The organism is Kribbella qitaiheensis (assembly GCF_014217565.1).
Lineage (GTDB): Bacteria > Actinomycetota > Actinomycetes > Propionibacteriales > Kribbellaceae > Kribbella > Kribbella qitaiheensis_A.
The window spans coordinates 7,270,738-7,295,120 of record NZ_CP043661.1; the positions used below are offsets into that span (position 1 = coordinate 7,270,738).

Annotated in this window: 22 protein-coding genes; 13 read left to right on the forward strand and 9 right to left on the reverse strand. The window is 68.0% G+C overall.

The window, feature by feature from the left end:
• The first annotated feature begins 61 nt into the window (after window positions 1–61).
• The 3 genes from F1D05_RS34480 (at window position 62) to F1D05_RS34490 (ending at window position 2,216) form a co-directional block, all read left to right on the forward strand.
• The gene (locus F1D05_RS34480) at window positions 62–1,306 is read left to right on the forward strand and encodes a L,D-transpeptidase (protein WP_246486202.1); all 1,245 of its coding nucleotides are present in this window, start codon (window positions 62–64) and stop codon (window positions 1,304–1,306) included.
• Window positions 1,307–1,413: 107 nt separating this feature from the next.
• Window positions 1,414–1,653, forward strand: coding sequence for a hypothetical protein (locus F1D05_RS34485; RefSeq protein ID WP_206685957.1), 240 nt, complete (start codon window positions 1,414–1,416; stop codon window positions 1,651–1,653).
• 11 nt (window positions 1,654–1,664) lie between these two features.
• Window positions 1,665–2,216, forward strand: a complete 552-nt coding sequence (locus F1D05_RS34490) for a TIGR03086 family metal-binding protein (RefSeq protein WP_185444477.1) — start codon at window positions 1,665–1,667, stop codon at window positions 2,214–2,216.
• Between the two features lie 482 nt (window positions 2,217–2,698).
• Here the strand turns inward: F1D05_RS34490 and qcrB are convergent, their stop codons facing one another.
• Genes qcrB through ctaE form a run of 4 tightly spaced genes read right to left on the reverse strand, consistent with a single transcriptional unit; the run spans window position 2,699 to window position 7,012 of the window.
• Window positions 2,699–4,390 (reverse strand): cytochrome bc1 complex cytochrome b subunit, encoded by a 1,692-nt coding sequence (qcrB, locus tag F1D05_RS34495; protein ID WP_185444478.1) that lies wholly within the window; start codon window positions 4,388–4,390, stop codon window positions 2,699–2,701.
• Window positions 4,387–5,409 carry a cytochrome bc1 complex Rieske iron-sulfur subunit gene (gene qcrA / locus F1D05_RS34500; RefSeq protein ID WP_246486940.1) on the reverse strand — a complete coding sequence of 341 codons (1,023 nt, stop codon included), beginning with the start codon at window positions 5,407–5,409 and terminating at the stop codon, window positions 4,387–4,389. Before qcrA ends, qcrB begins: the two co-directional genes overlap by 4 nt.
• A 26-nt stretch (window positions 5,410–5,435) precedes the next feature.
• Window positions 5,436–6,302, reverse strand: coding sequence for a cytochrome bc1 complex diheme cytochrome c subunit (gene qcrC, locus F1D05_RS34505; protein WP_185444480.1), 867 nt, complete (start codon window positions 6,300–6,302; stop codon window positions 5,436–5,438).
• On the reverse strand, window positions 6,299–7,012 hold the full coding sequence (ctaE, locus tag F1D05_RS34510) for an aa3-type cytochrome oxidase subunit III (protein WP_185444481.1): 714 nt from the start codon (window positions 7,010–7,012) through the stop codon (window positions 6,299–6,301). The genes qcrC and ctaE overlap by 4 nt, the downstream gene beginning before the upstream one ends.
• 31 nt (window positions 7,013–7,043) lie before the next feature.
• Here ctaE and F1D05_RS34515 point away from each other — a divergent pair, with 31 nt between their 5' ends.
• From F1D05_RS34515 to trpD, 3 genes are read left to right on the forward strand one after another with little or no spacing between them, the layout of a single operon-like run.
• Window positions 7,044–7,961, forward strand: coding sequence for a cytochrome c oxidase assembly protein (locus tag F1D05_RS34515; RefSeq protein ID WP_185444482.1), 918 nt, complete (start codon window positions 7,044–7,046; stop codon window positions 7,959–7,961).
• Between the two features lie 58 nt (window positions 7,962–8,019).
• Entirely contained in the window at window positions 8,020–8,436 is a 417-nt protein-coding gene (locus F1D05_RS34520; RefSeq protein ID WP_185444483.1) for a response regulator transcription factor, read from the forward strand.
• A gap of 11 nt (window positions 8,437–8,447) precedes the next feature.
• Window positions 8,448–9,506: an anthranilate phosphoribosyltransferase gene (trpD, locus tag F1D05_RS34525; protein WP_185444484.1), complete on the forward strand. Its 1,059-nt coding sequence runs from the start codon at window positions 8,448–8,450 to the stop codon at window positions 9,504–9,506.
• A 102-nt stretch (window positions 9,507–9,608) separates the two neighbouring features.
• On the opposite strand, the gene F1D05_RS34530 is transcribed toward trpD, so the two are convergent.
• A complete protein-coding gene (locus tag F1D05_RS34530) occupies window positions 9,609–10,193 on the reverse strand; it encodes a hypothetical protein (protein WP_246486204.1) in 585 nt (194 codons plus the stop codon).
• Between the two features lie 342 nt (window positions 10,194–10,535).
• Here F1D05_RS34530 and F1D05_RS34535 point away from each other — a divergent pair, with 342 nt between their 5' ends.
• Window positions 10,536–10,844, forward strand: coding sequence for a hypothetical protein (locus F1D05_RS34535; RefSeq protein ID WP_185444486.1), 309 nt, complete (start codon window positions 10,536–10,538; stop codon window positions 10,842–10,844).
• Between the two features lie 117 nt (window positions 10,845–10,961).
• The gene (locus F1D05_RS34540; RefSeq protein ID WP_185444487.1) at window positions 10,962–11,312 is read left to right on the forward strand and encodes a hypothetical protein; all 351 of its coding nucleotides are present in this window, start codon (window positions 10,962–10,964) and stop codon (window positions 11,310–11,312) included.
• A gap of 283 nt (window positions 11,313–11,595) precedes the next feature.
• Here F1D05_RS34540 and F1D05_RS34545 read toward each other — a convergent pair whose 3' ends face one another.
• Genes F1D05_RS34545 through F1D05_RS34560 form a run of 4 tightly spaced genes read right to left on the reverse strand, consistent with a single transcriptional unit; the run spans window position 11,596 to window position 16,784 of the window.
• Entirely contained in the window at window positions 11,596–14,283 is a 2,688-nt protein-coding gene (locus F1D05_RS34545) for a hypothetical protein (RefSeq protein ID WP_185444488.1), read from the reverse strand.
• On the reverse strand, window positions 14,276–14,632 hold the full coding sequence (locus F1D05_RS34550) for a DUF2510 domain-containing protein (protein ID WP_185444489.1): 357 nt from the start codon (window positions 14,630–14,632) through the stop codon (window positions 14,276–14,278). Before F1D05_RS34550 ends, F1D05_RS34545 begins: the two co-directional genes overlap by 8 nt.
• A gap of 51 nt (window positions 14,633–14,683) precedes the next feature.
• Window positions 14,684–14,971 carry an Lrp/AsnC family transcriptional regulator gene (locus F1D05_RS34555; RefSeq protein WP_185444490.1) on the reverse strand — a complete coding sequence of 96 codons (288 nt, stop codon included), beginning with the start codon at window positions 14,969–14,971 and terminating at the stop codon, window positions 14,684–14,686.
• A gap of 58 nt (window positions 14,972–15,029) precedes the next feature.
• On the reverse strand, window positions 15,030–16,784 hold the full coding sequence (locus F1D05_RS34560) for a DEDD exonuclease domain-containing protein (protein WP_428995044.1): 1,755 nt from the start codon (window positions 16,782–16,784) through the stop codon (window positions 15,030–15,032).
• A 225-nt stretch (window positions 16,785–17,009) separates the two neighbouring features.
• On the opposite strand from F1D05_RS34560, the gene F1D05_RS43305 reads away from it, so the two are divergent.
• The 5 genes from F1D05_RS43305 to F1D05_RS34590 all read left to right on the forward strand — a co-directional run bounded on the left by F1D05_RS43305 (window position 17,010) and on the right by F1D05_RS34590 (window position 24,246).
• On the forward strand, window positions 17,010–18,683 hold the full coding sequence (locus tag F1D05_RS43305; RefSeq protein WP_428994982.1) for an NYN domain-containing protein: 1,674 nt from the start codon (window positions 17,010–17,012) through the stop codon (window positions 18,681–18,683).
• A gap of 390 nt (window positions 18,684–19,073) precedes the next feature.
• On the forward strand, window positions 19,074–20,132 hold the full coding sequence (locus tag F1D05_RS34575) for a C40 family peptidase (protein ID WP_185444493.1): 1,059 nt from the start codon (window positions 19,074–19,076) through the stop codon (window positions 20,130–20,132).
• 154 nt (window positions 20,133–20,286) lie between these two features.
• Entirely contained in the window at window positions 20,287–21,864 is a 1,578-nt protein-coding gene (locus F1D05_RS34580) for a hypothetical protein (RefSeq protein ID WP_246486207.1), read from the forward strand.
• A complete protein-coding gene (locus F1D05_RS34585) occupies window positions 21,857–23,131 on the forward strand; it encodes a M48 family metallopeptidase (RefSeq protein ID WP_246486208.1) in 1,275 nt (424 codons plus the stop codon). Before F1D05_RS34580 ends, F1D05_RS34585 begins: the two co-directional genes overlap by 8 nt.
• Window positions 23,128–24,246: a glycosyltransferase family 4 protein gene (locus tag F1D05_RS34590; protein WP_185444495.1), complete on the forward strand. Its 1,119-nt coding sequence runs from the start codon at window positions 23,128–23,130 to the stop codon at window positions 24,244–24,246. Before F1D05_RS34585 ends, F1D05_RS34590 begins: the two co-directional genes overlap by 4 nt.
• Window positions 24,247–24,383 lie beyond the last annotated feature (137 nt).

Consider the following 24,383-nt stretch of genomic DNA (forward strand, 5'->3'; position numbering starts at 1 on the left):
GGTATGACCATCGGGCAAGCTACCCTTGGCCGGCGGGAAATCGTTCACAGGGGAGTTCAGGGTGTTCAGTAGTACGGTGCGGAAACACGGCCTGGCCGTGACGGGGATTTGCGCGATGCTGCTGGTCGGCACCGCTTGCAGTGACACGAAGGCAGACTCGCCGCCTGCCGGCGGCTCGCAGAGCAGCTCCACGCCGGGCGGGTCGACCACTCCCGGTGACGACAGCAGCAAACCGGCTGAGGACCCCGCCGCTGCGAACATCCAGATCATCCCGGCCAAGGGTGCGTCCGCAGTACGGCCGGACAAGCCAGTGACGGTGGCCACCACGGCCGGCACCATTCAGGACGTCACCCTGAAGGACGACGACGGCGACAAGGTGACCGGCACCTTCAACACCGAGAAGTCGCAGTGGACCTCTGCCGGTGGTCTGAAGCCGGGCGCGAAGTACACCGTCTCCGGAACGGCCCAGGGCACCGACGGCAAGAGCGTCGAGATCAACTCGACCTTCTCGACGCTGTCCGCGGGCACCAGCCTGAAGGCCTCCGTCTCCCCGCTGAACGGCGAGACGGTCGGCGTCGCGATGCCGATCCAGATCTTCTGGAACCACGCGGTCACCGACAAGGCCGCCGTCGAGAAGCAGCTCGAGGTCACCACCTCGGTCCCGGTCGAGGGCACCTGGCACTGGATGAACAGCAAGCAGGTGAACTACCGGCCGAAGGAGTACTGGCCGGCCGGGACCACGGTCACCGTCAACGTGAACACCCAGGGCGTCAACGCCGGTGGCAACATCTGGGGCTCGACGAGCCGCAAGATCAGCTTCACCATCGGCAAGTCGGTCGTCTCCCACGTGGACGTCCAGAAGCACGTGATGACGGTGACGATCGGCGGCAAGCTCGTCCGGACGGTCCCGATCACGGCCGGCAAGGACGGGTTCACCACCCGCTCCGGCGTGAAGGTCATCATGGAGAAGTACCGGACGAAGCGGATGGACGCGGCCACGATCGGCATCAAGCCGGGTGACCCGAACTACTACAACATCAGCGACGTCCAGTGGGCCCAGCGAGTCACCAGCTCCGGCGAGTTCGTCCACGGCGCGCCGTGGTCGTCCGGCAGCCAGGGCACCGCCAACGTCAGCCACGGCTGCGTCGGCATGAGCCTCAAGGACGCCCAGTGGTACTTCGGCCAGACCTTGCGCGGCGACCCCATCGTCGTCACCGGCACCCCTCGCAAGATGGAGACCGGTAACGGCTGGACCGACTGGAACCAGTCCTACACCTCCTACAAGACGGGCTCCGCGCTCGCCTGACAGCTGCTGAAACGGCCCCCATGCCACCTGTAAGGGTGCGTGGGGGCCGTTCCTATGTACGTACTCCTCAGCCTGGGTTAGTTGACCAGGACGATCTTGCCGCGGGCGTGACGGAGGCCGGCTCGCTGCGCGACGATCTCGTGCTGGAGGACGTCAGCCTGGTGCTGATCGCGAACGAGGGGATCAGGGCGGAGTCGCCGGAGATGCGGGTCGCGGCTGCCCGCCGATTCGCCGCGTTGATCCTCCAGTCGTTCCGGGCGAATCCGGCTGCGCGCCCTCTGCCGCCCGCAGTACGGCTGCCGCTCTCTCTGAGCGAACTGCCGACCCTGCCCCAGGAGCGCCGGTAGTCTCCGACGTCGTGGATATCTTCGAGACAGCCACTGCTGAATTCGAGCGGATCGTCGCCGCCCTACCGTCGGACTCCTGGGGCAACGCCACGCCCTGCGACGTCACGGTCCGCGAGGTTGTAGGCCACGTCGCAGGCGGCAACCTCTTCGCCGTACGGCTACTGGCAGGCGCCTCCGCAGCCGACGCCGTCGCGGGCCTGGACGACCCACTCGGCGACAACCCGCTCTCCGCCGTACAGGCTTCCGGTGCGGACCAACTAGCCGCCTTCGCAGCCGCAGACAAGACTCTCCCGCTCCACCACCCCAGCGGCGACATCTCCTACGACACCTTCGTCCGCTTCCGCCTAGGCGAGCTGGTCGTCCACGCCTGGGACCTGACCATCGGCGCACACCTCGACCCCACCCTCGACAACTCCGTGGTCGACGCTCTCTGGACGATGGTCGAGCCCCACCTCGGCGACATGCAAAAAATGAACGCCTTCGGCGACGGCCCCAGCGGCACCCTCCCACCCAAGGCATCCCCCCAATCCCGCCTGCTAGACGCCTTCGGCCGCCGCCCCTAACCCACGCCCGCCCCACATACTCCGATCACGTGGCGGGGGACAACTGGTACTCCGCTCACGCGGCGGAGCGGACACCTGGCGTACTCCGGCAGGGCGTATACCGCGCGTGCTCCACTCACCCGGGCCCGGGCGTGCATCGCCGCGTACTCCGCTTACGCGGCTGGGCATGCACCCGGCGTCCTACGCTCACGCAGCCCCGCACCCCACCCCTGAGCACCGGGGCGCCCACTGCGCCTTCATCTGAGCGGCGACGGGGAAAGCCTCGCCGCCTGCGGGTATGGATCGCCCTTGTGCACCGGCTGAGTGTCCCAAGCCGATCGCATGCTCAAGTCGTGCACAAAGGCGCGGAACGGCAGCCTCGGTGGCGGCCCTACTCACCCGCTCAGCTGTCATCATGCACATGGCCGGCCTGGGGGATCTCCCCGCAGTACAAGAAAAGACCCCGGCTGAAGAGTTCAGCCGGGGTCTTTCTGGTTGCTATTTCAGTGCTTGGTTACCTCGTGGGTGGCCGACTCGGTGTCGAGCTCGACTGTTCCCGTGACGCCTTCGACAGCTTTGTCGTGGGCCTCGTGGTGGCCGTGGGCGTGAGCCTCCGCGATCTCTTCGGCCGTCGGCTTCTGGACCGCGTCGGCGAAGTAGAACTTGGAGAGCTGAGCGCGGACCTTGTTGAGTGCGCGCTTCGGTGCCCGTACGCCGTTGTCGTCCGTCTCCGGCCCGATGTCGAGCGGCAACGCCCGGTCGCGAGCGGTGAGCTCGTACGCCTCGTACTTCGAGATCGGGGTGTGCTTCTCGTAGTACTCGCCGTCCGGGGTGCGGACGATGATGCCGGACTCGAGACCGTGCAGGAGCCGGTCGTTGTCGGAACGCTGCAGCGAGATCGCGACCCGCCGGGTCACCCAGAAGGCGAGCACGGGTCCGAGGAAGATCGCGAATCGCAGGAACCAGGTCACGTGGTTCAGCGAGACGTTGAAGTGGGTCGCGAGCAGGTCGTTACCGCCACCGATCCACAGCAGCGCGTAGAACATGACGAACGCGGCGCCGATACCGGTCCGGGTCGGCATGTTGCGCGGCCGGTCCAGCAGGTGGTGTTCGCGCTTGTCGCCGGTGATCCACTGCTCGATGAACGGATACAGGGCCACCACGGTGACGAACGCGGGCGGGATGATCAGCGCCGGTATCAGCAGGTTCCAGCTGAGCGTGACGCCCCAGAAATGGGACTCGAATCCCGGCATCAGGCGCACGGAGCCCTCCAGCCAGCCCATGTACCAGTCGGGCTGGGAACCCGCGGTGACCTCGGCCGGGTTGTACGGACCGTAGAGCCAGACCGGGTTGATCTGGAGCAGCGCACCCATCAGGGCGGTGACGCCGAAGACGACGAAGAAGAAGCCGCCGGCCTTGGCCATGTACACCGGCATCAACGGGTAGCCGACGACGTTCTTCTCGGTCCGGCCGGGACCGGGGTACTGCGTGTGCTTGTGATACACGACCAGGAAGAGGTGTGCGGTCACCATCGCCAGGATCAGACCCGGGATCAGCAGCACGTGCACGGTGAAGAACCGGGAGACGAACTCGTCGCCGGGGAACTCGCCGCCGAAGATGAAGAAGGTCAGGTAGCTGCCGATGATCGGCGACGCCTGGATCATGCCCTGGGTGATGCGCAGACCGGTTCCGGAGAGCAGGTCGTCGGGGAGGCCGTAGCCGATGAAGCCCTCGATGATGCCGAGGAACAGCATCCCGAAGCCGATCACCCAGTTCAGCTCACGCGGCTTGCGGAACGCGCCGGTGAAGAAGATGCGGAGCAGATGGACCATCATCGAGGCGACGAACAGCACGGCCGCCCAGTGGTGGATCTGCCGCATCAGCAGACCGCCGCGGACATCGAACGAGATGTCCAGCGTGGAGGCGTAGGCCTCCGACATGTGCAGGCCCTTGAGCAGGCTGTACGAGCCCTGGTACTCGACCTCGCCCATCGACGGCTTGAACCAGAAGGTCAGGAAGATGCCGGTCAGGATCAGGATGATGAAGCTGTAGAGCGCGATCTCGCCGAGCATGAACGACCAGTGGTCGGGGAAGACCTTGCGCAGGTTCTTCTTCCCGAGCTTGCCGATGCCGAGACGGTCGTCCGCCCACTTGACCGGTGGGGGGAAGTCTTTCGTCGTTGACACTGTTGTCACCCTCGTTCCCAGAAGCTCGGGCCGACCGGCTCGGTGAAGCCGCTCTGTGCGACCAGATAGCCCTCTGCGTCCACTGCCAACGGTAGCTGAGGCAGCGGGCGGGCGGCAGGGCCGAAGACGACTTTCGCTCCGTCGGCCAGGTCGAAGGTCGACTGGTGGCACGGGCAGAGCACGTGGTGGGTCTGCTGCTCGTACAGCGAGATCGGGCAACCGACGTGGGTGCAGATCTTGGAGTAGCAGAGGATCCCGTCGATGCCCCAGTTCTCCCGGCCCGCGGGGGCCTGGATCTTGTCCGGGGCGATCCGTACGACGATCACCGAGGCCTTCGCCTTGGCGTTCTGGTACTCGACCGCGCTCTCCTCCTGCATCGGAGCAAGGTTCGCGGGTGCGGCGTTGACCAGCTGGCCGACGACCAGGTCGGACGGCTTGATCGGGCGCAGGGTGACGTCGTTGACGACGCGGATGCCCTTGGCCCAGATCGTGTTGTAGAGGCTCCGGCCGGGCAGCGGACCGAGGTCGCGCAGCAGCACGATGGCCGGCAGCCCGAGCAGGCCCATCGCGCCGATCAGCGACCGGCGGATCAGCTTGCGGCGGGTGAAGCCGGACTCGGCGACACCCTGCTGGAAGCCCTCGATGATGTCGGCCTTCTGAGCCGGCGAGGAGAACGCGTCGTGGCGGTCCTCGGCGATCTCGGTGTCGACCATCAGCTTCTTGGCCCACTGGATCGCGCCGGCGCCGATCAGGAACAGTCCCAGCCCGAGGCACAGGCCGATGACCAGGTTGTTCGCGTTGCCGGTCAGCGGCCCGAACTCCAGCACCGAGTCACGCGGGATCGCGAAGTACGCGACGCAGGAACCCAGCGCGAGCAGTCCGGCCAGCGCGAACATCGTCGCGACCTGGCGCTCCACCCGGTCGGCGGCTTGCGGATCGATATCGGTGATGCGGAGCTCGTGCGGCTCGATCCCCGGGTCCGGGATCGGCTCGGCGACCACTTCGTCGTGACCCTCGTGCCCGCTCACAGCGGGGAGGTTCGGGTTCTCGTCGGTCACTCTGCCTTCACTCCCTTGGCCTTGACGCCCTTGGCGCCGATCCAGACCGCTACCGCGACCAGCAGACCGATCCCGACCAGCCAGCCCCACAGACCCTCCGAGACCGGGCCGAGCCGGCCGAGGCCGAAGCCACCGGGGTCCTTCTGGTTCTGCAACGCGTTCAGGTACGCGATGACGTCACGCTTGTCCTGGGCCTGCAGCACCTGGTCGGAGAAGACCGGCATCTGCTGCGGGCCGGTCAGCATCGCTTCGTAGATGTGCTTGGGGTCGACGTTCATCAGCGACGGGGCGTACTTGCCGCCCGGCAGGGCGCCACCGCGGCCGGCGAAGTTGTGGCACGCCGTGCAGTTGGTCCGGAACAGCTCGCCACCGCGGGTGATCTGCTCGTCGGTCGCCTTGCTGATGTCGTACGACTCCTCGGCCGGTACTGCCGGGCCGGGGGCCAGCGACGCGACGTACGCCGCCAGGGCCTCGATCTCCTTGGCCGTGTACGACGGCGTCTTGCGCGGGATCTGCGCGCCTGGCTGCATCGCCGGCATCCGGCCGGTGCCGACCTGGAAGTCGACCGCGGCCGCGCCGACGCCGATCAGGGACGGGCCGGCCATCTTGCCTTCGCCGTTGCCGCCGCCTTCGGCGTTCAGGCCGTGGCAGCTCGCACAGCCGACCGCGAAGAGCTTCTTGCCCTCTTCGATCTGCTGGGACTGGGCCGAGTTGTCCGCCACCGCGTTGTCAGGGGCGAACGCGGCGTACGCGGAGCCCACCGCCAGGAGGCCGAACAGGAGCACGACGAGGCCGGCTGACCGGTGCCGTCGTCGCGCGGAGAGGAAGCGCGCCGGTGACAAGGAAAGTCTCTTCTCACTCATTTGAGCAGGTAGATGGTCGCGAACAGGGCGATCCAGACCACATCGACGAAGTGCCAGTAGTACGACACGACGATCGCGGAGACGGCCTGTTCGTGGGTGAACTTACGAGCCATGTACGTCCTGGCGAGGACGAACACGAAAGCGATGAGACCGCCGGTCACGTGCAGACCGTGGAACCCGGTGGTCAGGAAGAAGACCGATCCGTACGCCGACGACGAGATCGTCACGCCCTCGTGGATCAGCGTGGCGTACTCCGTCACCTGGCCGGCGATGAAGACCGCGCCCATCAGATAGGTGAGGCTGAACCACTCACGCATACCCCAGCCGCGGATGTTCGCCAGGGCGCCGGTTCGGCCGACCTTGCCGTGCTCGGCGGCGAAGACGCCGGCCTGGCAGGTGAAGGACGACGCGACGAGGATGAACGTGTTCACCGAGGCGAACGGCACGTTCAGCAGCTCCGTCGACACGTGCCACAGGGACTCGGTCCCCGCTGCCGCGGCGGCGGTCGTCACCGACCGGATCGTGAAGTACGCCGCGAACAAGGCGGCAAAGAACATCAGTTCGCTCGAGAGCCAGACGATCGTGCCGACACTGACCATGCTGGGACGGTCATGGTGTCCGTGTTCACGGGACGCTGGGAGCGCGGTTGCAGTGGCCACGGCGTCATTATGTCGGTCCAGGTATCCGACAGCACGCCCACCCCCATGCATGTCGGCGACTTCTGCTTCTTACTGTGGAAGCGTGCTTCCCCTCCACGCCGGACCAGGCGATCAGATCGCACCGTTCAAGGCGTCCAGTCTGCTGACGGCCTGGACCTTCGAGCCGGTGTTACTGGCAGTGATCATCGTCGCCGGCGGCCTCTACCTGTACGGCGTACGGCGCCTTCACGCGCGGGGTGACAAGTGGCCCGTGAGCCGCACTTTCGCCTTCGTGGGACTGGGTCTCGGCAGCGCGGTGATCGCTACCCAGTCCGCTCTGGGCACCTACGACACGGTCCTGATCAGCGTACATATGGCGCAGCACATGATCCTGTCGATGCTGACCCCGTTGGCCATGGCGCTCGGCGCACCGGTGACGCTTGCCCTGCGCACCCTTCCGCAGCAGCCCCGCAAATGGTTGCTCTCCGTGTTGCATTCCCGGCTCGCGAAGGTGCTCTGCTTCCCGCTGATCGGCTTCACGCTGTTCGTTCTGAGCCCCTGGGCGCTCTACTTCAGCGGCTGGTACGACGCGACGCTGCGCTCGACCGCCCTGCACGACCTGCTGCACGTCCACTTCATTGTGGTCGGATCGTTGTTTTTCTGGCCGCTGCTGGGCCTCGATCCGGTCCCCGGCCGGGTGATCTACCCGTTCCGGTTGATGCTCACGTTCCTGACGCTGCCGTTCCATGCCTTCCTCGGCATCACGATCATGTCCGCGAACAAGCTGATCGCGGAGGACTGGTACACCAGCTTCGGCCGTTCCTGGCCGCCGTCACCGCTGCGTGACCAGTACATCGCAGGCGGTCTCCTCTGGGGGTCCGGCGACATCGTCGGAATCCTCTTCTTCGCCGTCCTGTTCGTCCAGTGGGTGAAGCAGTCGCAGCGCGAAGCCAGGCGCGAGGACCGGCGGCTGGACCGGTTGGAGGAGCAGGCGCGCAGAGCCGAGCGGGGTCCCCGGTAGCATTCGCCGTGTTGGTTTCAAGTCCACTCGTCACAGACACACAGCTTGGGATGAATCGATGAGCTCAGAGGGTCCGCTGAAGGTGCTGGTCTACAGCGACGACCGTACGACGCGGGAGTCGGTCCGGCTGGCGCTGGGCAAGCGGCCCGCGGCCGATCTGCCGGAGGTCGAGTACTTCGAGTGCGCCACCGAGCCGGCCGTGATCAAGGCCATGGACGCCGGCGGCATCGACCTGGCGATCCTGGACGGCGAGGCCGTGCCCGCCGGTGGGCTCGGGATCGCGCGGCAACTGAAGGACGAGATCTTCCAGTGCCCGCCGGTGCTGGCGATCATCGGCCGCCCGCAGGACGCCTGGCTGGCGACCTGGTCGCGCGCCGAGGCGGCCGTGTCACACCCGATCGACCCGATCCGGCTGGCCGAGGCTGCGGCGGAGCTGCTTCGGACGCGGGTCTCCAAGCTCCCCGCGACAACCTGATCTCGCCGGCGATGACTGCCGGTACTACGGCGCGCGGGTTCACCTGGCCGCAGGTGCTCAACCCGCTGCTGCGCCATGAAGACCTCGACGCGTCGGCGACGGCGTGGGCGATGGAGCAGATCCTGTCCGGCGCGGCCTCCCCGGCGCAGCTGGCCGGGTTCGTGATCGCGCTGCGCTCCAAGGGCGAGACCGTGATCGAGGTCGAAGGCCTGGTCGCGACCATGCGCGACTTCGCCACCCGCATCGACGTACCGGGCCGGACGCTGGATGTTGTCGGTACCGGTGGTGACCAAGCCCACACGGTCAATATCTCTACGATGTCCGCGATCGTTGCGGCCGGCGCTGGGGCGAAGGTGCTCAAGCACGGCAACCGGGCCGCCTCCTCGAAGTGCGGCGCGGCCGACGTGCTGGAAGAGCTGGGCATCCCGCTGGATCTGACCGCCTCACAGGTGGCCGCGGTGGGGGAGGTGGCCGGAATCACCTTCTGCTTCGCGCCCGCGTTCCATCCCGCGTTGCGGTATGCCGCAGTACCGCGTCGTGAGCTGGGTGTGCCGACTACGTTCAACTTCCTTGGGCCGTTGGCGAATCCGGGCAATCCGTCGGCGCAGGCTGTCGGGGTCGGGGACAGCCGGATCGCTGGGCTGATGGCCGGCGTACTGGCTCGCCGCGGGATCGACGCGTTGGTGTTCCACGGCGACGACGGGCTGGACGAGCTGACCACGATGACGACGTCGCAGGTGTGGACGGTCGGACGTGGTGTCGCGGAAGGGCCCGAGACCCTGGATCCGCGGGAGTTGGGGATCGTGCCGGTTCCGGCGGAGGCGTTGCGGGGTGGGGATGCGACGTACAACGCGAAGGTGGTCCGGTCGCTGCTCGACGGTGAGCGCGGGGCGGTGCGCGACGTAGTACTGCTCAATGCCGGTGCCGCGTTGGCCGCGCACGATGCGAGCACGGGCCCGTTGGTCGAGCGGATTCGCGCTGGGATGGATCGGGCGGTGGAGGCGATCGACTCCGGTGCGGCGAGGGCGTTGCTGGACCGCTGGATCGCTGCCTGCGCTGAGGTTCGCTGAGCTTTTCTGAGTTTGGAGAACAGCCGCCGGCATTGGTTCTTGGAACAACAGCCGCCCCGCTCCGGGGATTCGGAGCGGGCGGCTTGTTCTGTCTGTGCGGGGTCAGCCGCCGATCTTGATCTGGGAGACCTTGGTCCGCCAGACCGGCAACCACTGCGGGGCCGACCCGGCGAAGTCGCCGATCGACACCGCCGCCGTACCGTCGCCGCGGTCGATCACCGCGATCATGATGACGGAGTACGTCTCCTTCAGCTTCGGCTTCTTCACCGGGATCCGGCCGGTGATCTCGAAGCCGGCGTGCCCGTTGACGGTGATCGGTCGCCGGGTGACGGCGTACGGCGCGGGCGCCTTTTTCTGCCCGTCCGAGTACAGCCTGTTGAGAGCCATGCCGCCGGCTGACGCAGCCGCGTCCTTCAGGCCGGCCGGAGTGTTCTTGAACGGGATCGACGCCGGAAGCTGACCGAACGACACGTAGTTGCCCCAACTGCTCTTGCCGTCGTACTTGTCGTGCACGGTCAGCCAGATGGCGGCACCGCCGTACAACCCGGTCTGCTCGTAGTAGTCGCCCCAGACCGAACTCATCAACGGCATCGTGTCGTTGTTGGAGGCAACAAGATTGGTCCCGACCACCTTGCCCTCCGGCGGCCGAGTGGTCGTCGGACTGGCCGACGGATTCACCGTCTTCATCGGCCCCGATTTCGCCGACGGCAAGGCAACAGGCGCAACAGCGTCCGCCTTACTCCAAATCCAATTAGCGCTCAGCGCGGTGGTCAGCAACGCAACCACCACCAACACCACAGCCCCTACCAATCGAGGCGTCCTAGTGGGATTGCCCCCATCGCCCCTCACTCGCCGTGGCCCCACCACCCCATACGGCTCCTGCCCCAGGTCCCCTCCCGGCGGCCCACCACCTTGCTGCTGCGCGTGCCCGTACTGCGAAGGACCACCTTGCTGCTGCCCTTGCCCGTACTGGGAGGCGCCACCCTGCTGCGCTTGCGTATATGGCGACGGCACCCCAGCTTGCTGCCCTTGCCCGTACTCCGACGGCCCACCACCCTGCGCCGGACCGTACGGAGGCCGCACAGCGCCCTGCCGCCCCGGCTCCCCACCTTGCGGCCCAGGCCCGTACTGCACCCGTCCGTCGCCTTGCGGTCCCTGCCCATACGGCGGCTGCCCACCGCCTTGCTGTCCAGTCCGGTACGGCGGTTCTCCACCGCCTTGCTGTCCAGCCCGGTACGGCGGTTGTCCGCCGCCTTGCCTGGGTCCCTGCGGCGGCTGTTGATGGCGCGGAAGCGATTGGCCAGGCAGGTCCTGCGGCTGACCAGGGAACGCCTGTGACTGCTGCCCTTCGACCGGCGGCACCGGTCGATCCTGCACCGGTCGACGCTGCACCGGCCGACGCTGCACCGGCCGATCCTGTCCGAGCCGTGGTTGCCCAGCTTGTTGCTGTCCGGGATGCGTCTGCCCGAGCGGCGGCTGCTGCCCGGAGTACGGCTGCGCGGCCGGCGGTTGACCCGAGTACGGCTGCGCGGCCGGCGGTTGACCGGAGTGCTGCTGCTCGGTCGTCGGCCGTCCAACGGTTGGCTGCTGTCCGGCGTGCTGCTGCCCGGTTCCTGGCTGACCCGGGTACGGCTGGTCTGCGTGCTGCCGTGCTGCGGTGGGCGGCTGCACCGGCGTACCAGTTGCTTGCCAGCCTTCCACGCCCGGCCCGTCCACCTGCGAACTTCGCGGGGGAGGCGGCGGCGCAGGCGCCCGCGACTGCCCAAGCAACGGATCCCTCGACAGCGCATCCGACTGCGGACCTAACGAGAGCGCATCCGACCCCGGACCTGGCGGCAGCGCGTCCGACCCCGGCCCTGGCGACAGCGCAGCCGGCCCCGGGCTTGGCGACAGCGTGTCCGGCTGCGGACCGGATGACAGCGGGCCCAGCGGCGGGGCTGTGCGGCGTTGGTCGGGGGAGGGGGGTGGCTGTGTGTGGAGGTCTTGCTCCTCGGGGGTTTGGGGTGGGCCGGGGGGTGTGGCGGGGCGCGGGGGTGCGCTGTGCCGGGCCGGCGGCCGCTGGGGCGGTTGCGGGGTTTGGTCCTCGTTCTCAGCCAACGTTGATTCCCTTGTAGACCTGGCTTTCGGCCGTCCTCAGGTCCGGTCGGTTCGTGGGGATGTCGCTGATGTACGCGACTGCAGTTCCGTCACCGAGGTCGAAGACGGCGACGGTGATCGTCAACACCTTCGCGGCGACCTTCGGCGAGTTCGCCGTGACGGACTGCTGGTAGTACCAGCCGGATTTGCCCGACCGCTTGACCGCTCCGTTGCGGAGCGGCTTGAACGTCACCGGGATGTCGCCGTACATCGAACTCTGGATCTGCTGCGACAGGTCCGAGGCGGTCGCCTGCGTGTTGCCGTTGAAGATCGTCCCGGTGCCGAGGGCGCCGACGAAGATGTCCGCGTACCAGTCGTTCTTGCCGTCGAAGTTCTCCTGGAGCAGGACGTACTGCCCGCTCGAGTTGAGCAGTTGAGGTACCAGCCGCTTGCGGTCCGACCACGGCGGCCGCAGTCGCGGGAACGAGATCGCGTCGGAGGCGATCCGCGAACCCTCGTGCAGCTTGGGGTTCTTCGACTGACCAGGCTTCGTACTGCTCTGCGGATCGGTCGGCTTGCTCGTCGGTTGCGTGGGTGTCGTCGGGTTCGAGGTGTTGCTGGTCGGACCGCTCGACACAGGTGCCGTCGGGGAAGTGCTCGGGTCGGCCGTCTCGTGATCGCCACGGTCCTTCAGGATGAAGAACACTCCCGCCACGACGATGAGTACCAGCCCCACCGCCGCCGCAACCACGATCATCGTCTTGTTGCCACCACCACCTGGTCCGCCCGACCCACCAGACCCCCGCGACCCGCCGCCCCCACGCGAACCGCCGCCGCCCGATCCACCCTCCCGACCCGGCCCGCTCTGGTTGGCGTCCACGCCGACGCCCCACTGCCCAGCGCCAACCTGTCCAGCGCCGCTCAGCCCAGCGCCAACCTGTCCAGCGCCGCTCAGCCCAGCGCCAACCTGTCCAGCACCGCCCTGCCCCGCGCCGCCCTGTCCCCAAGGCGCCGGTGCAGTCTGCGTCCCACCGCCCTGCCACTGCTGTCCCGCACCCTGCAGAGCCACACCACCGCTCTGCCACGGCCCTTGAGCATCGCCCTGATCGCCACCGCCGGCCTGCCAAGCCCCCGCCCCACCCTGACCACCAGCCGCCTGCCAAGAATCCCCCTGAGCACCACCAGCACCCGCCTGGCCAGCACCCGCCTGCCACGCCCCACCTTGCACACCGCCGCCCTGAACCCCGGCGCCTTGCTCTCCACCTGCCGCCGGCCAGACTCCAGCCCCGGCCTGTACGCCGTGGTTGTCGGTTCCAGCGCCTTGTCCGCCAGCAGTCGCCTGCCACGCCCCAGCTCCGCCCTGAGCGTCACCGCCCTGAGCGTCACCGCCCTGAGCCCCGCTGCCCTGACCACCAGAAGCTGCCTGCCAACCTCCGGCCCCACCCTGCACGTCACCGCCCGCGGTGCCAGCGCCGTGGCCGCCAGCATTCGCCTGCCACGTTCCGGCTCCGCCCTGAGCGTCACCGCTCTCGGCTCCGCTGCCCTGGTCCCCAGCAGTCGCTTGCCACGTCCCGGGTCCGCCTTGTGTGCCGTGGCTGTCGGTTCCAGCGCTCTGGCCACCAGTAGCCGCAGCCCACGTTCCAGCTCCGCCTTGTACGTCGCCGCTGTCGACTCCGGCGTCTTGTCCGGCCGCAGTCGTGGGCCACGGTCCAGTTCCCGCTTGTGCGTGGCCGCTCTGGGGGTCGGCGCCTTGGTTTCCGGCAGTTGTTTGCCAGGTTCCGGATTCGCCCTGGGCGTCTGTGCTCTGGTCTTCGCCGCTTTGATCGTCGGCTTGGTCCGCGGCGGCCGTCTGCCATGGGCTCCCGGCCGCACGCCAGCCGGCGCCTTGCTGGGCGCCGTTCTGGGATGGATCGGTCTGGGATTGGGTGCCGCCCGCCTGCCAGATGCCTGACGCAGCCTGTTGCGTCTCTGCTGTCTGCCATTGGTTGCCCGCCGACTTCCACGTGGTGGGCGTCTGGTCGGGGGCAGCTGTGTCGGGTTGCGGACTGTTGTCAGTCGTTTGGGATGAGGACTCGCCCTCGGACTGATTCCAGCCGCCGGTGTTGACCTGGGTTGGTCGCTCGGTCCAGTTCGTCGGCGACCATTCCTGCGCCTGCGAATCCTGGTCGTTGCCCTTCTGCGCCCAGGAGCCGGCCACCACGCTCGACTGGGCGTCCTGACTGTCGTCACCACTCGCGGTGTCACCACCCCCAGTACCGGCACCCCCAGTACCGCTGCCACCCGTCGTCGTGCCGCTGCCTGTTTTGCCGCCGTACTCAGCGCTGCCGTCGGCTGTGCCCCAGATGCTCGCGGCTCGGTCACCGGCCTCGGTGCCTCGACCGGGCCCAGAACGGCCGACCGTCTTCGCGCTGCTTTCGCCGTCGTCCCCAGCGGGCGTACCGGTCACCGGCTCGGCCAGCTTGAGCGTCCACCGACCTTCCGCACCCTCGTCGCCTGCGCCGTCATCGCCCGCGCCCCCGGAGCCTGCCGTCGCGCCGGTAGCGGGCGTGGTCTTCGGATCGCCTTCAACCGGGGTTTGCTGGGTCCAGTGGTTGGCAGGAGCCGCGACCGGTGCGTCGACCTGCGTCCACGTGGCCTTGGCCTTCTCCGCCGCACTCACCTTCGCCGCGGCCTCATTCGCAGCAAGGCCCGCGCTATCCACACCGGAAGTCGGCGCCGCGCTGCCGGTTGCCTGATCGCCCGCCGGGGGCCCCGTCAGTCGCAGAGCCCGCAGCGCCGCCCGAGCCCGCAGCGTCGCTCGAGGCCGCTGAGGTTGCCGTCTCGTCAGAGGCGGCGACGCCGGAGGTGGTCTCAGGGGCGGTGGCCTTGGTGGCGGGTGCGTTGGTGGCGGGGTCAGCTGTGGCGGGGTCAGCTGTGGCGGGGTCAGCAGTGGCGGGATCGGCTGGGGACTCGGTGTCGGTTTTGTTGGTCCACTGTGTCCCGTTCCACCAGCGGATGGTGTTGGCCTGTCCGGTGGGGTCCGGATACCAGCCCGCGGGAGGGTTGCTCATGGGTTCACCGTAACTTCAGCTCGTGTCAATCAGGGGGCGCGGAATCGGCCCTCAGACACCGTCCTCCTGGCCCAGGCTGAAGGCTGCCTCCAGGTCGTGGGTGGAGTAGGTCCGGAACGCGATGTGGGTCTCGGTGCTCAGTACGCCGGGGACGCGGTTCACGTGGTCGGGGATCACGGTTGCGAGGTCGTCGTGGTGTGCGACCCGGATCATCGCGATCAGGTCCAGAGCACCTGTCACCGAGTACACCTCGCTGACGCCTTCGATCGCCGCCACCTGTTCTGCGACCTCGGGAATCCGTGCGACGTCGGCCTTGATGAACACGATCGCGGTGACCATGTCGTCCTCTCCTCGAAATCCAGAACAAAACCTGCCGCTGAAGCATAGTGCGGCCCATTCAGCTGACCCGGGCCGCACCGATCGGGCGCATCCGGCGACGGCGTTCGCCGGGGTGGTGGTGTTCTTCGGAGTGCGAGTTGTCGAGGCGGCTCACATGCCGGCCGGCGCCGCTGACCGGGCAGGTCCAGGTACCGTCCATCTCGACGAGCCGGACGCCGGGGGAGTCGAGCCAGCGCAGTACGAGCTCGATCTCTTCCGGTGAAGCGCTCGCCACAGGTCCGATTCCGGGCAGAACGGTCTCGGCAGACGCGCGCAGCATCTCCAGATACTTCCGTGGATCCGTCCCACGCGGGCTGATCCCGGCCGCGGCCAGCCGGCCCCGGCGGATCACATGCAACTCCCAGCCGCCATCGTCCGTCCGCCGGGCCGCGCAGATCTCCGCGCACCCCGTCAGCGAAGACATCCGCTGCATCTTGGCGCTGCTCCGCACGAAAGCACTGAGCCGATCCCGATGCATCGCGGCGTCCTCGAACCGCTCATCGGCCGACAGCACGTCGATCCGCCGATCCAGGGCCTCGACCACCGGCGCCGGATCCACGGTCAGTGCCGAACGCAGCGCCGCGACGAATTCGCCGTACGAATCTGCCGAGATCCGCCCGTCGCAAGGCGCCACGCAGCGCCCCATCTCGGCCAGCACACACGGCGAGACTTGCGGCGTCTTCGACATCCGGACCGTGCATTGGCGGATCGGGAAGGCCTCGTGCAGCGCGGCCATCGCGCGCTCGGCCGTCTTCCGCGAGCTGAACGGCCCGAGGTACCCGGCCTCGTCGTCGCGGATCTGCTTCACCATCGACAGCCGGGGGAACGGCTCGACCGTGACCTTCAACCAGTGCTGCCGCTCGGGGAACTTCGATCGCCGGTTGTAGCGCGGTTTGTGCTCCGCGATCAGCCGCAGCTCGCGGATCTCGGCCTCCAGCGACGTACCGCACTCGATCCCTCGTACGCCGGTGGCGATGCCGATCATCTCGCCGATCCGGGTGCGCGTCTCCGAGGCGGTGAAGTACGACCGGACGCGAGTACGCAGGTCCTTCGACTTGCCGACGTACAGGACCTCGCCCCGGTCGTCGGTGAAGAGGTAGACACCAGGTGCGTGCGGCAACGATTCGGCCAGATGCCGTTTCGCGCGGACCTGCGGCGCCACGCGAGCGGAGTACGTCTGCAGGTCTTCCAGTGTCTGTACGCCGAGGGAGCCGACTCGCTCGAACAAGCCGTGCAGCACGTCGACGGTCGCGCGCGCATCGGACAGGGCGCGGTGGTTCGGCGTGGTCGTTGCCCGGAACAACTTGGACAGCGTGCTGAGCTTGCAGTTGGGGGCCTCGTCGGGCGTGATCACCCGGCGGGCCAGCAGCGCGGTGTCGACCACCACGAAGTCGGGCCAGTCGTACCCGTGCGCCTGGCTGTCGTGCTTGAGGAAACCCATGTCGAACGGCGCGTTGTGGGCGACCATCACGCAGCCGCGGGCGAACTCCAGGAACGCGGGCAGCACCGAGTCGATCCGCGGTGACGAGGCAACCATCAGGTCGGTGATGCCGGTCAGCACCGCGATGAACGGCGGGATCGGCTCGGCCGGATTCACCAGTGTCTGGAACTCGCCGACCAGCTCGCCGCCCCGCACCTTGACCGCACCGATCTCGGTGATCCCCGATGCACCCGGTGCGCCACCTGTGGTCTCCAGGTCGACCACGCAGAAGGTGACATCGCGCAACGGCGTCCCGAGATCGTCGAAACTGGGTTGCACACCACGGATCGGCATGGCGTGCCCGGGCGCCGGGGCAGCGGCGTGATCCGGCGATGGACTCCTCATGGCCACGACGCTAGAAGGCCCCGCCGACAATTCCGCAGGTGACACGCACGCGAACCGACTACGCTCTAGTTATGCGTACTCAAGCGATCACCGCGAATCCGGGCCGCGGGCCCGCTCGTTGTGGTCCGCATCACTGGCTGAGCCGGCCAGCCGTTCCAGCCGGACTGCGGACCGGTGGCTGAGGCCGGCGCCGCCGCGAGCTCCGCTGCTACCACCCTGCCCGAACCGGTGCGGCAACGGGTTCTCACCCTCGCCGCCCAGGCTCTGGGGCAGCTGCCCGCGACCGACATCCCCCCACCGCTGCGGCGGTTCGCCAGCTTCGCGCCGGGCAAGCGCGCCAAGCTCTCGGCGTCGGTGCTCGGACCGATCCTGGATACCGACGATCATTTCCGTCGGCTGATCGCGTTCGAAGTACGGGGTGAGCACCCCGAGCTGGGCGACGCCGTCGCCGAAGGCATCCCGGTGCCGGCGGCCGAGCCGGTCGAGGTAGCCGCTCTCGCGTACCTGCTGCGCCCGACCGACTGGGAGCAGCGAGTCGCTGACGCCGCCCAGTTGCCGCCGGAGCAGCCGAAGGTCGACGACGAGGCGATCCACCGGCTCTCCGACCAACTCGATCAGGCCCGCACCGAGACCCGGCAGGTGCGCGAACGTTTGCGCGAGCAGGTCACCGAACTCAAGGCGGAGAACGTCACGCTCCGGCGCAAGCTGAACGAGGCACGCCAGCGGATCACCGGGTTGCAGAGCGACCTCGAGTTGCGCACCGTCGAGGCGAACACGGCCGACGAACGCGTCGACGCGGCACGTACCGAAGTCGACCGTGAGCTGCGCAAACTCCGGGCCCGCATCACCGAGCTGGAGGCCGTGGAGCACGCTGCACGCCGTACTGCGGGGCAGGAGCGCGAGCTCGCCTCGACCAGGACCCGCCTGCTGCTGGACACCCTTGTCGAGGCAGCGGGAGGACTCCGTCGCGAACTGACACTGCCGCCCGGGGGAGATCTCCGCCCAGCGGACACGGTCGCCGGCGTGGAGCCGTCCGCCGCGCCGGTCGGGCGTTCGGCGCCGGATGACGATCCCGCATTGTTCGACGAGCTCCTGGCGCTGCCGCAGGTGCATCTGATCATCGACGGGTACAACGTCACCAAGACGGCCTGGCCAAATTCACCGCTGCACTCCCAGCGGCAGCGCCTCGTCACCGCGCTCGGCGCGCTGGTGGCACAGCGGCGGATCGAGGTCACCGTCGTCTTCGACGGCGCCGAGCTCTCCGGGCCCGGTCCAGTTGAACCCACCCCGCGGCGTACGGGTCCGCTTCAGCCCCGCCGGCGTCATCGCCGACGAGGTCATCCGCCAACTCGTCCGCGCCGAACCTCCCGGCCGCCCGATCGTGGTCGTCTCCACCGACCGCGAGGTAGCCGAAACCACCGTCGCGATGGGCGCCCGGGCCTTGTCGGCGACCAGCCTGATCGCCCGCATCAACCGCGCCTAGTTCCTGTCCTGGCCGCCCGGCGTCGGGGCAGGGGGCAACGGGTTGTCCGCGGAAAGTGTCGGAAGGGCCCTCTAGCGTCCTTTTCAGCCGGGTGCAAGTCCGGGTGCTTCCCCACTTTGGAGGACGTTGTGCTGATCGACTGCGACGCATGTGCAATGCGAGGTCCTGGCTGCCGTGACTGTGTGGTCACGGTGTTGCTCGGAATGCCACCCGAACAGACTTCGCTCCGGGTCGACGACGAGGAGCTGGCCGCCCTCGAAGTACTGGCCCAGTCCGGTCTGGTCCCACCGCTCCGACTGGTGCACGCGGTCAACAGCCCGGAGCCGGCCGTACTCGACCCCCAGCCATCCGCGGACACGGCTTAGCGCTCGCCATACCGCCTCCGAACTGCCGGTCAACCGCCTGTTTTCGAGCAACAGCCATGGAGGCCGAGCTGTCCGCTGGGGTCAGTAGCGTCCGGGAAGACGGTGCTGCCAAAGGCGAAGTGACGGCCGAGATGGTCCGGACCTGCCCGCTGGAAGGGCTTTCCCGACGTTAAGTTTGGATCAAACCAGAGGGGCGAATTGCACCGGTCACGAATCGGTTACTACTGTTACCTCTCGTTGCCCCAGAAGTGCCGGTTGACCAGACCGGCCGGGCAGCGACTAGCCGAAGTGTGACCCGCGGGGTCGTTCGGGAGTTACAGCGGTAAGACTCCCAGGACCAGGCGTGGTTGACGGGGACGGCGATGAGCGCAGGAAGGGACCGACCAGGCTGTGTCCACCGGCCGCATTAACCGCACCAGGGGTATTGCCCTCGCCGCCATCACCACCACCGCTGTCGTCGCCGGCGTCCTGTTCATTCAGGGAGCCGCGGACGCGGATCCCAAGCCGACACTGGCACAGGCGAAGGCCCAGGTAGCGGACCTGCAGGAGAAGGCCGAGGTCGCCGGTGAGGCGGCCAACGAGCTCCGGGGCAAGATCACCGCCCAGCAGGCCAAGGTGAACGCGCTGCAGGCCGGGATCGCCAAGCAGCAGATCCAGGTCGATGCGGTCAAGCGGCAGATCGGGTCCCTCGCGGTCGCCGGCTACCAGACTTCCGGGATGTCGACGACGGCGCAGTTGCTGCTCTCGACGAACCCCGACCAGTTCCTCAGCCAGGCCTCCACCGCGCAGGCCTTCGCCGGTCAGCAGAACTCGGCCCTCCGCAAGTTCCAGGACGCCCAGGGCAAGCTCACCGACCTGCAGGCCAGCGAGCAGAGCGAGCTCGGTGCGCTGCAGTCCGTGAAGGCGGAGCAAGAGGGTCTGAAGAAGCAGCTCCAGGCGAACCTCGACGCCGCTGAGAAGGTGCTGGGCAAGCTGAGCGACGCCGATCGCGCCCGGATCCAGCAGGAGAACGCGGACGCGGCGAAGAAGGCCCGCGACCAGCGCCCGAGCCGCGACAAGGGCCGGATGAACGACGACCTGCCGAACGTGCCGGCCAACGGCCGCGCGGGCGTCGCCGTACAGACTGCGCTGAACCAGCTGGGCGACAGCTATTCCTGGGGTGCCGCCGGTCCGAGCCGTTTCGACTGCTCCGGTCTGACGATGTACGCCTGGGGCAAGGCCGGCGTCTCGTTGTCGCACTCTTCCTCGGCACAGTCCGGTGAAGGGCGCCGGGTGAGCCGGGCCAACCTGATGCCGGGTGACTTGGTGTTCTACGGGAGCCCGATCCACCACGTCGGGATGTACATCGGCAACGGCAAGATGGTGCACGCGCCGAACCCGAGCAAGCCGGTCCAGATCAACGACCTCGACTACATGAGCGGCTACAGCGGCGCGGTCCGCCCGGGCTGATCCGCGCCGCTGACATGATCGTCGGCTCCGGGGCAGCAGCCCCGGAGCCGAGTCATGTCACCCTCCGAGTGCTTCACTGTCCGCAGGGGCAGTTGATCCCCGGGACATTAGAGTGACTCCCCGGACCGGGGCAGGTGAGCAGCGAGGGGCCGAGGTGATCGAGGAACGAAGCGGCAGCACGCCGACCGATCCGCCGACCCCTCAACCGGGTAGGCCGCCGTCGACCAGCCGCCCGATGCCTCAGGACCGGCCGCTGCCGGGTGTTAAGCCTGTCTCGGATCAGACCACGGTTCTGATTCCGGCCCAGCACGCGGCAGGCGGCGGCCCGGCCCTGCTCGGCAATCTCAAGCTCGGAAACCTCAAGTTCGACAAGCTCAGACCCTCGAACCTCAAACTTCCGACCAGCCTCTCGCCGGTGTTGCTGAAGCGGATCGCGCTCGGCATGGCGGTCGTCGTGGTCGCCGGCGCGGGCTACCTGGGACTCCGCAACGTCGCGAACGCCCCCGCCGATCCAGGTGCCCACGGCAACAACGGCGTACCGGGTCAGAGCAAGTCCCCGGACGAGGCGTCCGAGGGGGTACGCCGTGCCGTCCAGGGCGAGGCGGTCCTGCAACGGATGGCCGACGCCGTCAAGAGCGAGAGCCGCGGCACCTTCATGAGCACGATCGACCCGCAGGCGAAAGTGTTCGACGACCAGGCGCGGACGGTCTACAACAACCTCGCCAAGTTGCCGTTGGCCACTTTCCAGCTGCGCTATGTGAGCGATGACCCGGGCGCACTCGAGCCGGACCGCACCAGTGCGCTCGGCGGCTCCGAGTCATGGCTCGCCCAGGTCGAGGTTTCCTGGCAGCTCACCGGGTACGACGCGAACCCTGCTCGCGAGACTCTTCCGGTCACCTTCGTGACGAGAGACGGTACGACGTACGCCGCGTCGTTCAGCGAGCGTTTCGTCGCCGGTCAACGGCGGCCGATCTGGGCGCTCGGCTCGATCGATGTTGCCAAGGGCACCCACAGCCTGGTGATCAGCCTCAACTCGCAGGCGAACGCGGACGACTACGCGGCGGTGAGCGACAAGGCGGTCGACTCGGTCAGCAAGGTCTGGGGCAAGAACTGGCGGCAGAAGACGGTCATCTACCTGCCGTCCAAGCAGTCCGAGATGGAGTCGCTGCTCGGTGCCCAGCCCGGCACCTACACCCAGATCGCCGCGGTCACGATGGCCGAGCTGGACATGCCGCAGGCGGGCGCGCCGGTGCGGATCGTGGCCAACCCGAAGCTGTTCGACGAGCTCGGCAAGCAAGGCCGCCGGATCGTCCTCACGCACGAGACCACCCACGTCGCCTCGACAGCGACCGCTTCGCCGGTGCCACTCTGGCTGGCCGAGGGATTCGCCGACTACGTCGCCTTCACCGCCGTGTCCGTCCAGGACGAGTCGGCGGCGAAGGAGCTGTTCAAGTCGATCCGGGCCGGCAAGGTGCCGAAGGGACTCCCGCCGCCGGAGGCGTTCACCGCCTCGTCGACCGACCTGGCGCAGTCCTACGAGTCGGGCTGGCTGGCCTGCCGGTTGATCAGCGAGCGCGAGGGACAGGCCAGGCTGGTGAAGTTCTACCGGGCCGTGCACGCGTCGAAGAGCCCGACCGGCCTGGCCGACGCCTTCCGCAGTGTGCTCGGTACGACGGAACAGGAGTTCGTCGCCGACTGGCAGAAATACCTCCGAAGGCTCGCCGGTGTCTGAACCGTCCCCTGTGTCGACCCCCGGGCTGACTGGCAAGTCCGGCAACATCGCACCCCGCCTGGCAGCGGTCCTGCTGGCTGTTGCCCTGATCGCCGTGATCGCGACGACGACTCCTTGGCATCTGATCGACCTGCCGAAACCGGACTCGGCACTCGACTTCACCGCCGCCGAGATCGCTCGGCAGAACCAGTTCCGCCACGAGTTGTTGCCGTGGTCGACCGCTTCCTGGGTGCTTTCGCTGCTGGTCCCGCTCGGCATCGGCTTCAGTCCGCTAGGCCGGCGCCTGTACGGCGCGATCAAGCTCCGCTGGTACTTCGCGGCGCCGATTCTCGTTGCTGGGTTGGGACTACTGGCCAGCGTGATCACCGTGCCGACCGACATCATGGCTGAGCGGGTGACGCGGAAGTACGGTCTGTCAACCGAGGACTGGGCTCTCTGGCTTCGCGACCGTGCGGTCAACTGGTTGCTGATGGCAATCGTGCTGATCGCGGTCGCTCTCGGCTTGTTCGCGATGGCGCGGCGCTGGCGGACCTGGTGGTGGGCATCGGCCGCGATCGCAGGCGCGGTTCTGGTTCTGGGTGTCTCCTTTGCCTATCCGGTGCTGGTGGAGCCGAGGTTCAACGACTTCACCTCGCTCGCGCCCGGCCCGCAACGAGATCAGCTTCTCGAGTTGGCAAAGCAGGACGGGGTACCGGTCAAAGATGTCCTGGTGGCGGACGCCTCCAAGCGGACCACCGCACTGAACGCCTACGTCTCGGGCTTCGGCTCGACCCGCCGGCTGGTCGTCTACGACACGCTGCTCAAGGATGCTCCACCAGCTCAGGTCCGGCTCGTCGTCGCGCACGAGCTTGGGCACGCGGCCGAGGACGACGTACTCCACGGCACCTTCATCGGTGCGTTGGGAGCAGCCTTCGCCGTCGTTCTGCTGCGCCTGTTGCTAGGGGCAAAGATGTCGGATCCGCGGCGAACAGCCTTGCTGCTGGCCATGATCGTCGCCGGCAGCACCTTGGCAGCGCCGGTGCAGAACCTGGTGAGCCGCAGGATCGAGGCCCGGGCGGACTATCACTCGCTGCGCCTGACGAACGATCCGCAGGACTTCGCCGACATGCAGCACCAGTTGTCGGTGACGAACATCTCCGGCCTGGATCCGAACCGCTGGCGCTACTGGATGTTCGCCAACCACCCGACCCCGCCGGAGCGAATCGCGATGGGCCGGGCGTGGGCGTCCGGACACGGATCGGTGGTCCCACCGCTGGTCCAGCGATGACCGTTCTCGTTGTCACCAACGACTTTCCGCCCCGCCAGGGCGGGATCGAGACCTTCGTCCGTTCATTGTGTGACGAACTCCCGGCGGACAGGCTGGTCGTCCTGGCCGCCCGGATGCCCGGCGACACGCAGTACGACGCCGAGTTGCCCTTCCCCGTCGTGCGCGACCGTACGACGATGTTGTTGCCGACGGCACGCGTCACCCGATCGGCCATCGACGTGATGCGCCGCCACAACGCCGACCGGGTGCTTTTCGGTGCGGCGGCCCCACTCGGACTGATGGGCCCAGCGCTGCGCAAGGCCGGGGCGAAGCGAATCGTCGCGATGACACACGGCCACGAGACCTGGTGGGCCGGCGTACCGGGGCCGCGACAGGCGTTGCGGCGGATCGGCGACGCGGCCGACACCGTGACCACGGTCTCGACCTGGTGCGAGCAACAGATCGCGAAGGCTCTGTCCGAGAAGGCGACCATCCGGAGGTTGACGCCCGGGGTCGACACGACGAGGTTCTACCCGGGCTGTGGGGGAGAGCAGGTGCGCAAAGGCCTCGGCCTGGAAGGCGTTCCGGTCGTCGCGTGTGTGTCGAGGCTGGTCGCGCGCAAGGGCCAGGACACGCTGATCCGTGCCTGGCCAAGAGTTCTGGCCGAGGTGCCGAACGCGGTCTTGCTCCTCGTCGGTGGTGGGCCACAACGCGAGCAGCTCACCAGGCTGGCCGAGACGATGGGCGTAGCGCACGCGGTCCGTTTCACCGGCGCGGTGCCGTGGGCCGAGATCCCGCCGTACGTCGACGCCGCGGACGTCTTCGCGATGCCGTGCCGGACCAGACGATTCGGGTTGGAGCCGGAAGCGCTCGGGATCGTGACGCTGGAGGCTGCCGCTACCGGGAAGCCGGTGTTGGTCGGCGACTCGGGTGGGGCGCCGGACACCGTGCGACACGGTGAAACCGGCTACCTGGTGGATCCGTACAACCCGGTCGCGGTCGCAGTACGGCTCGTCTCACTGCTGACCGATCCGGCGCGGGCCCGGGCGATGGGCGCGGCCGGCCGCGACTGGGTGGCCGATGAGTGGACGTGGCAACAGTCGGGAGTGACCCTCCGGGACCTGCTCGACGTGTGATGCCAACCTCATAGACAACTCATCCGGCGATATGTGTACTCTGGGCCCATGCATCAGATGTCGCGCCTCGCAGCAGCCGTACGAGCTTCATGCTCTCCGGCTGCCGCTGCCTGACTTCCAGAACCACCCAACCGGCG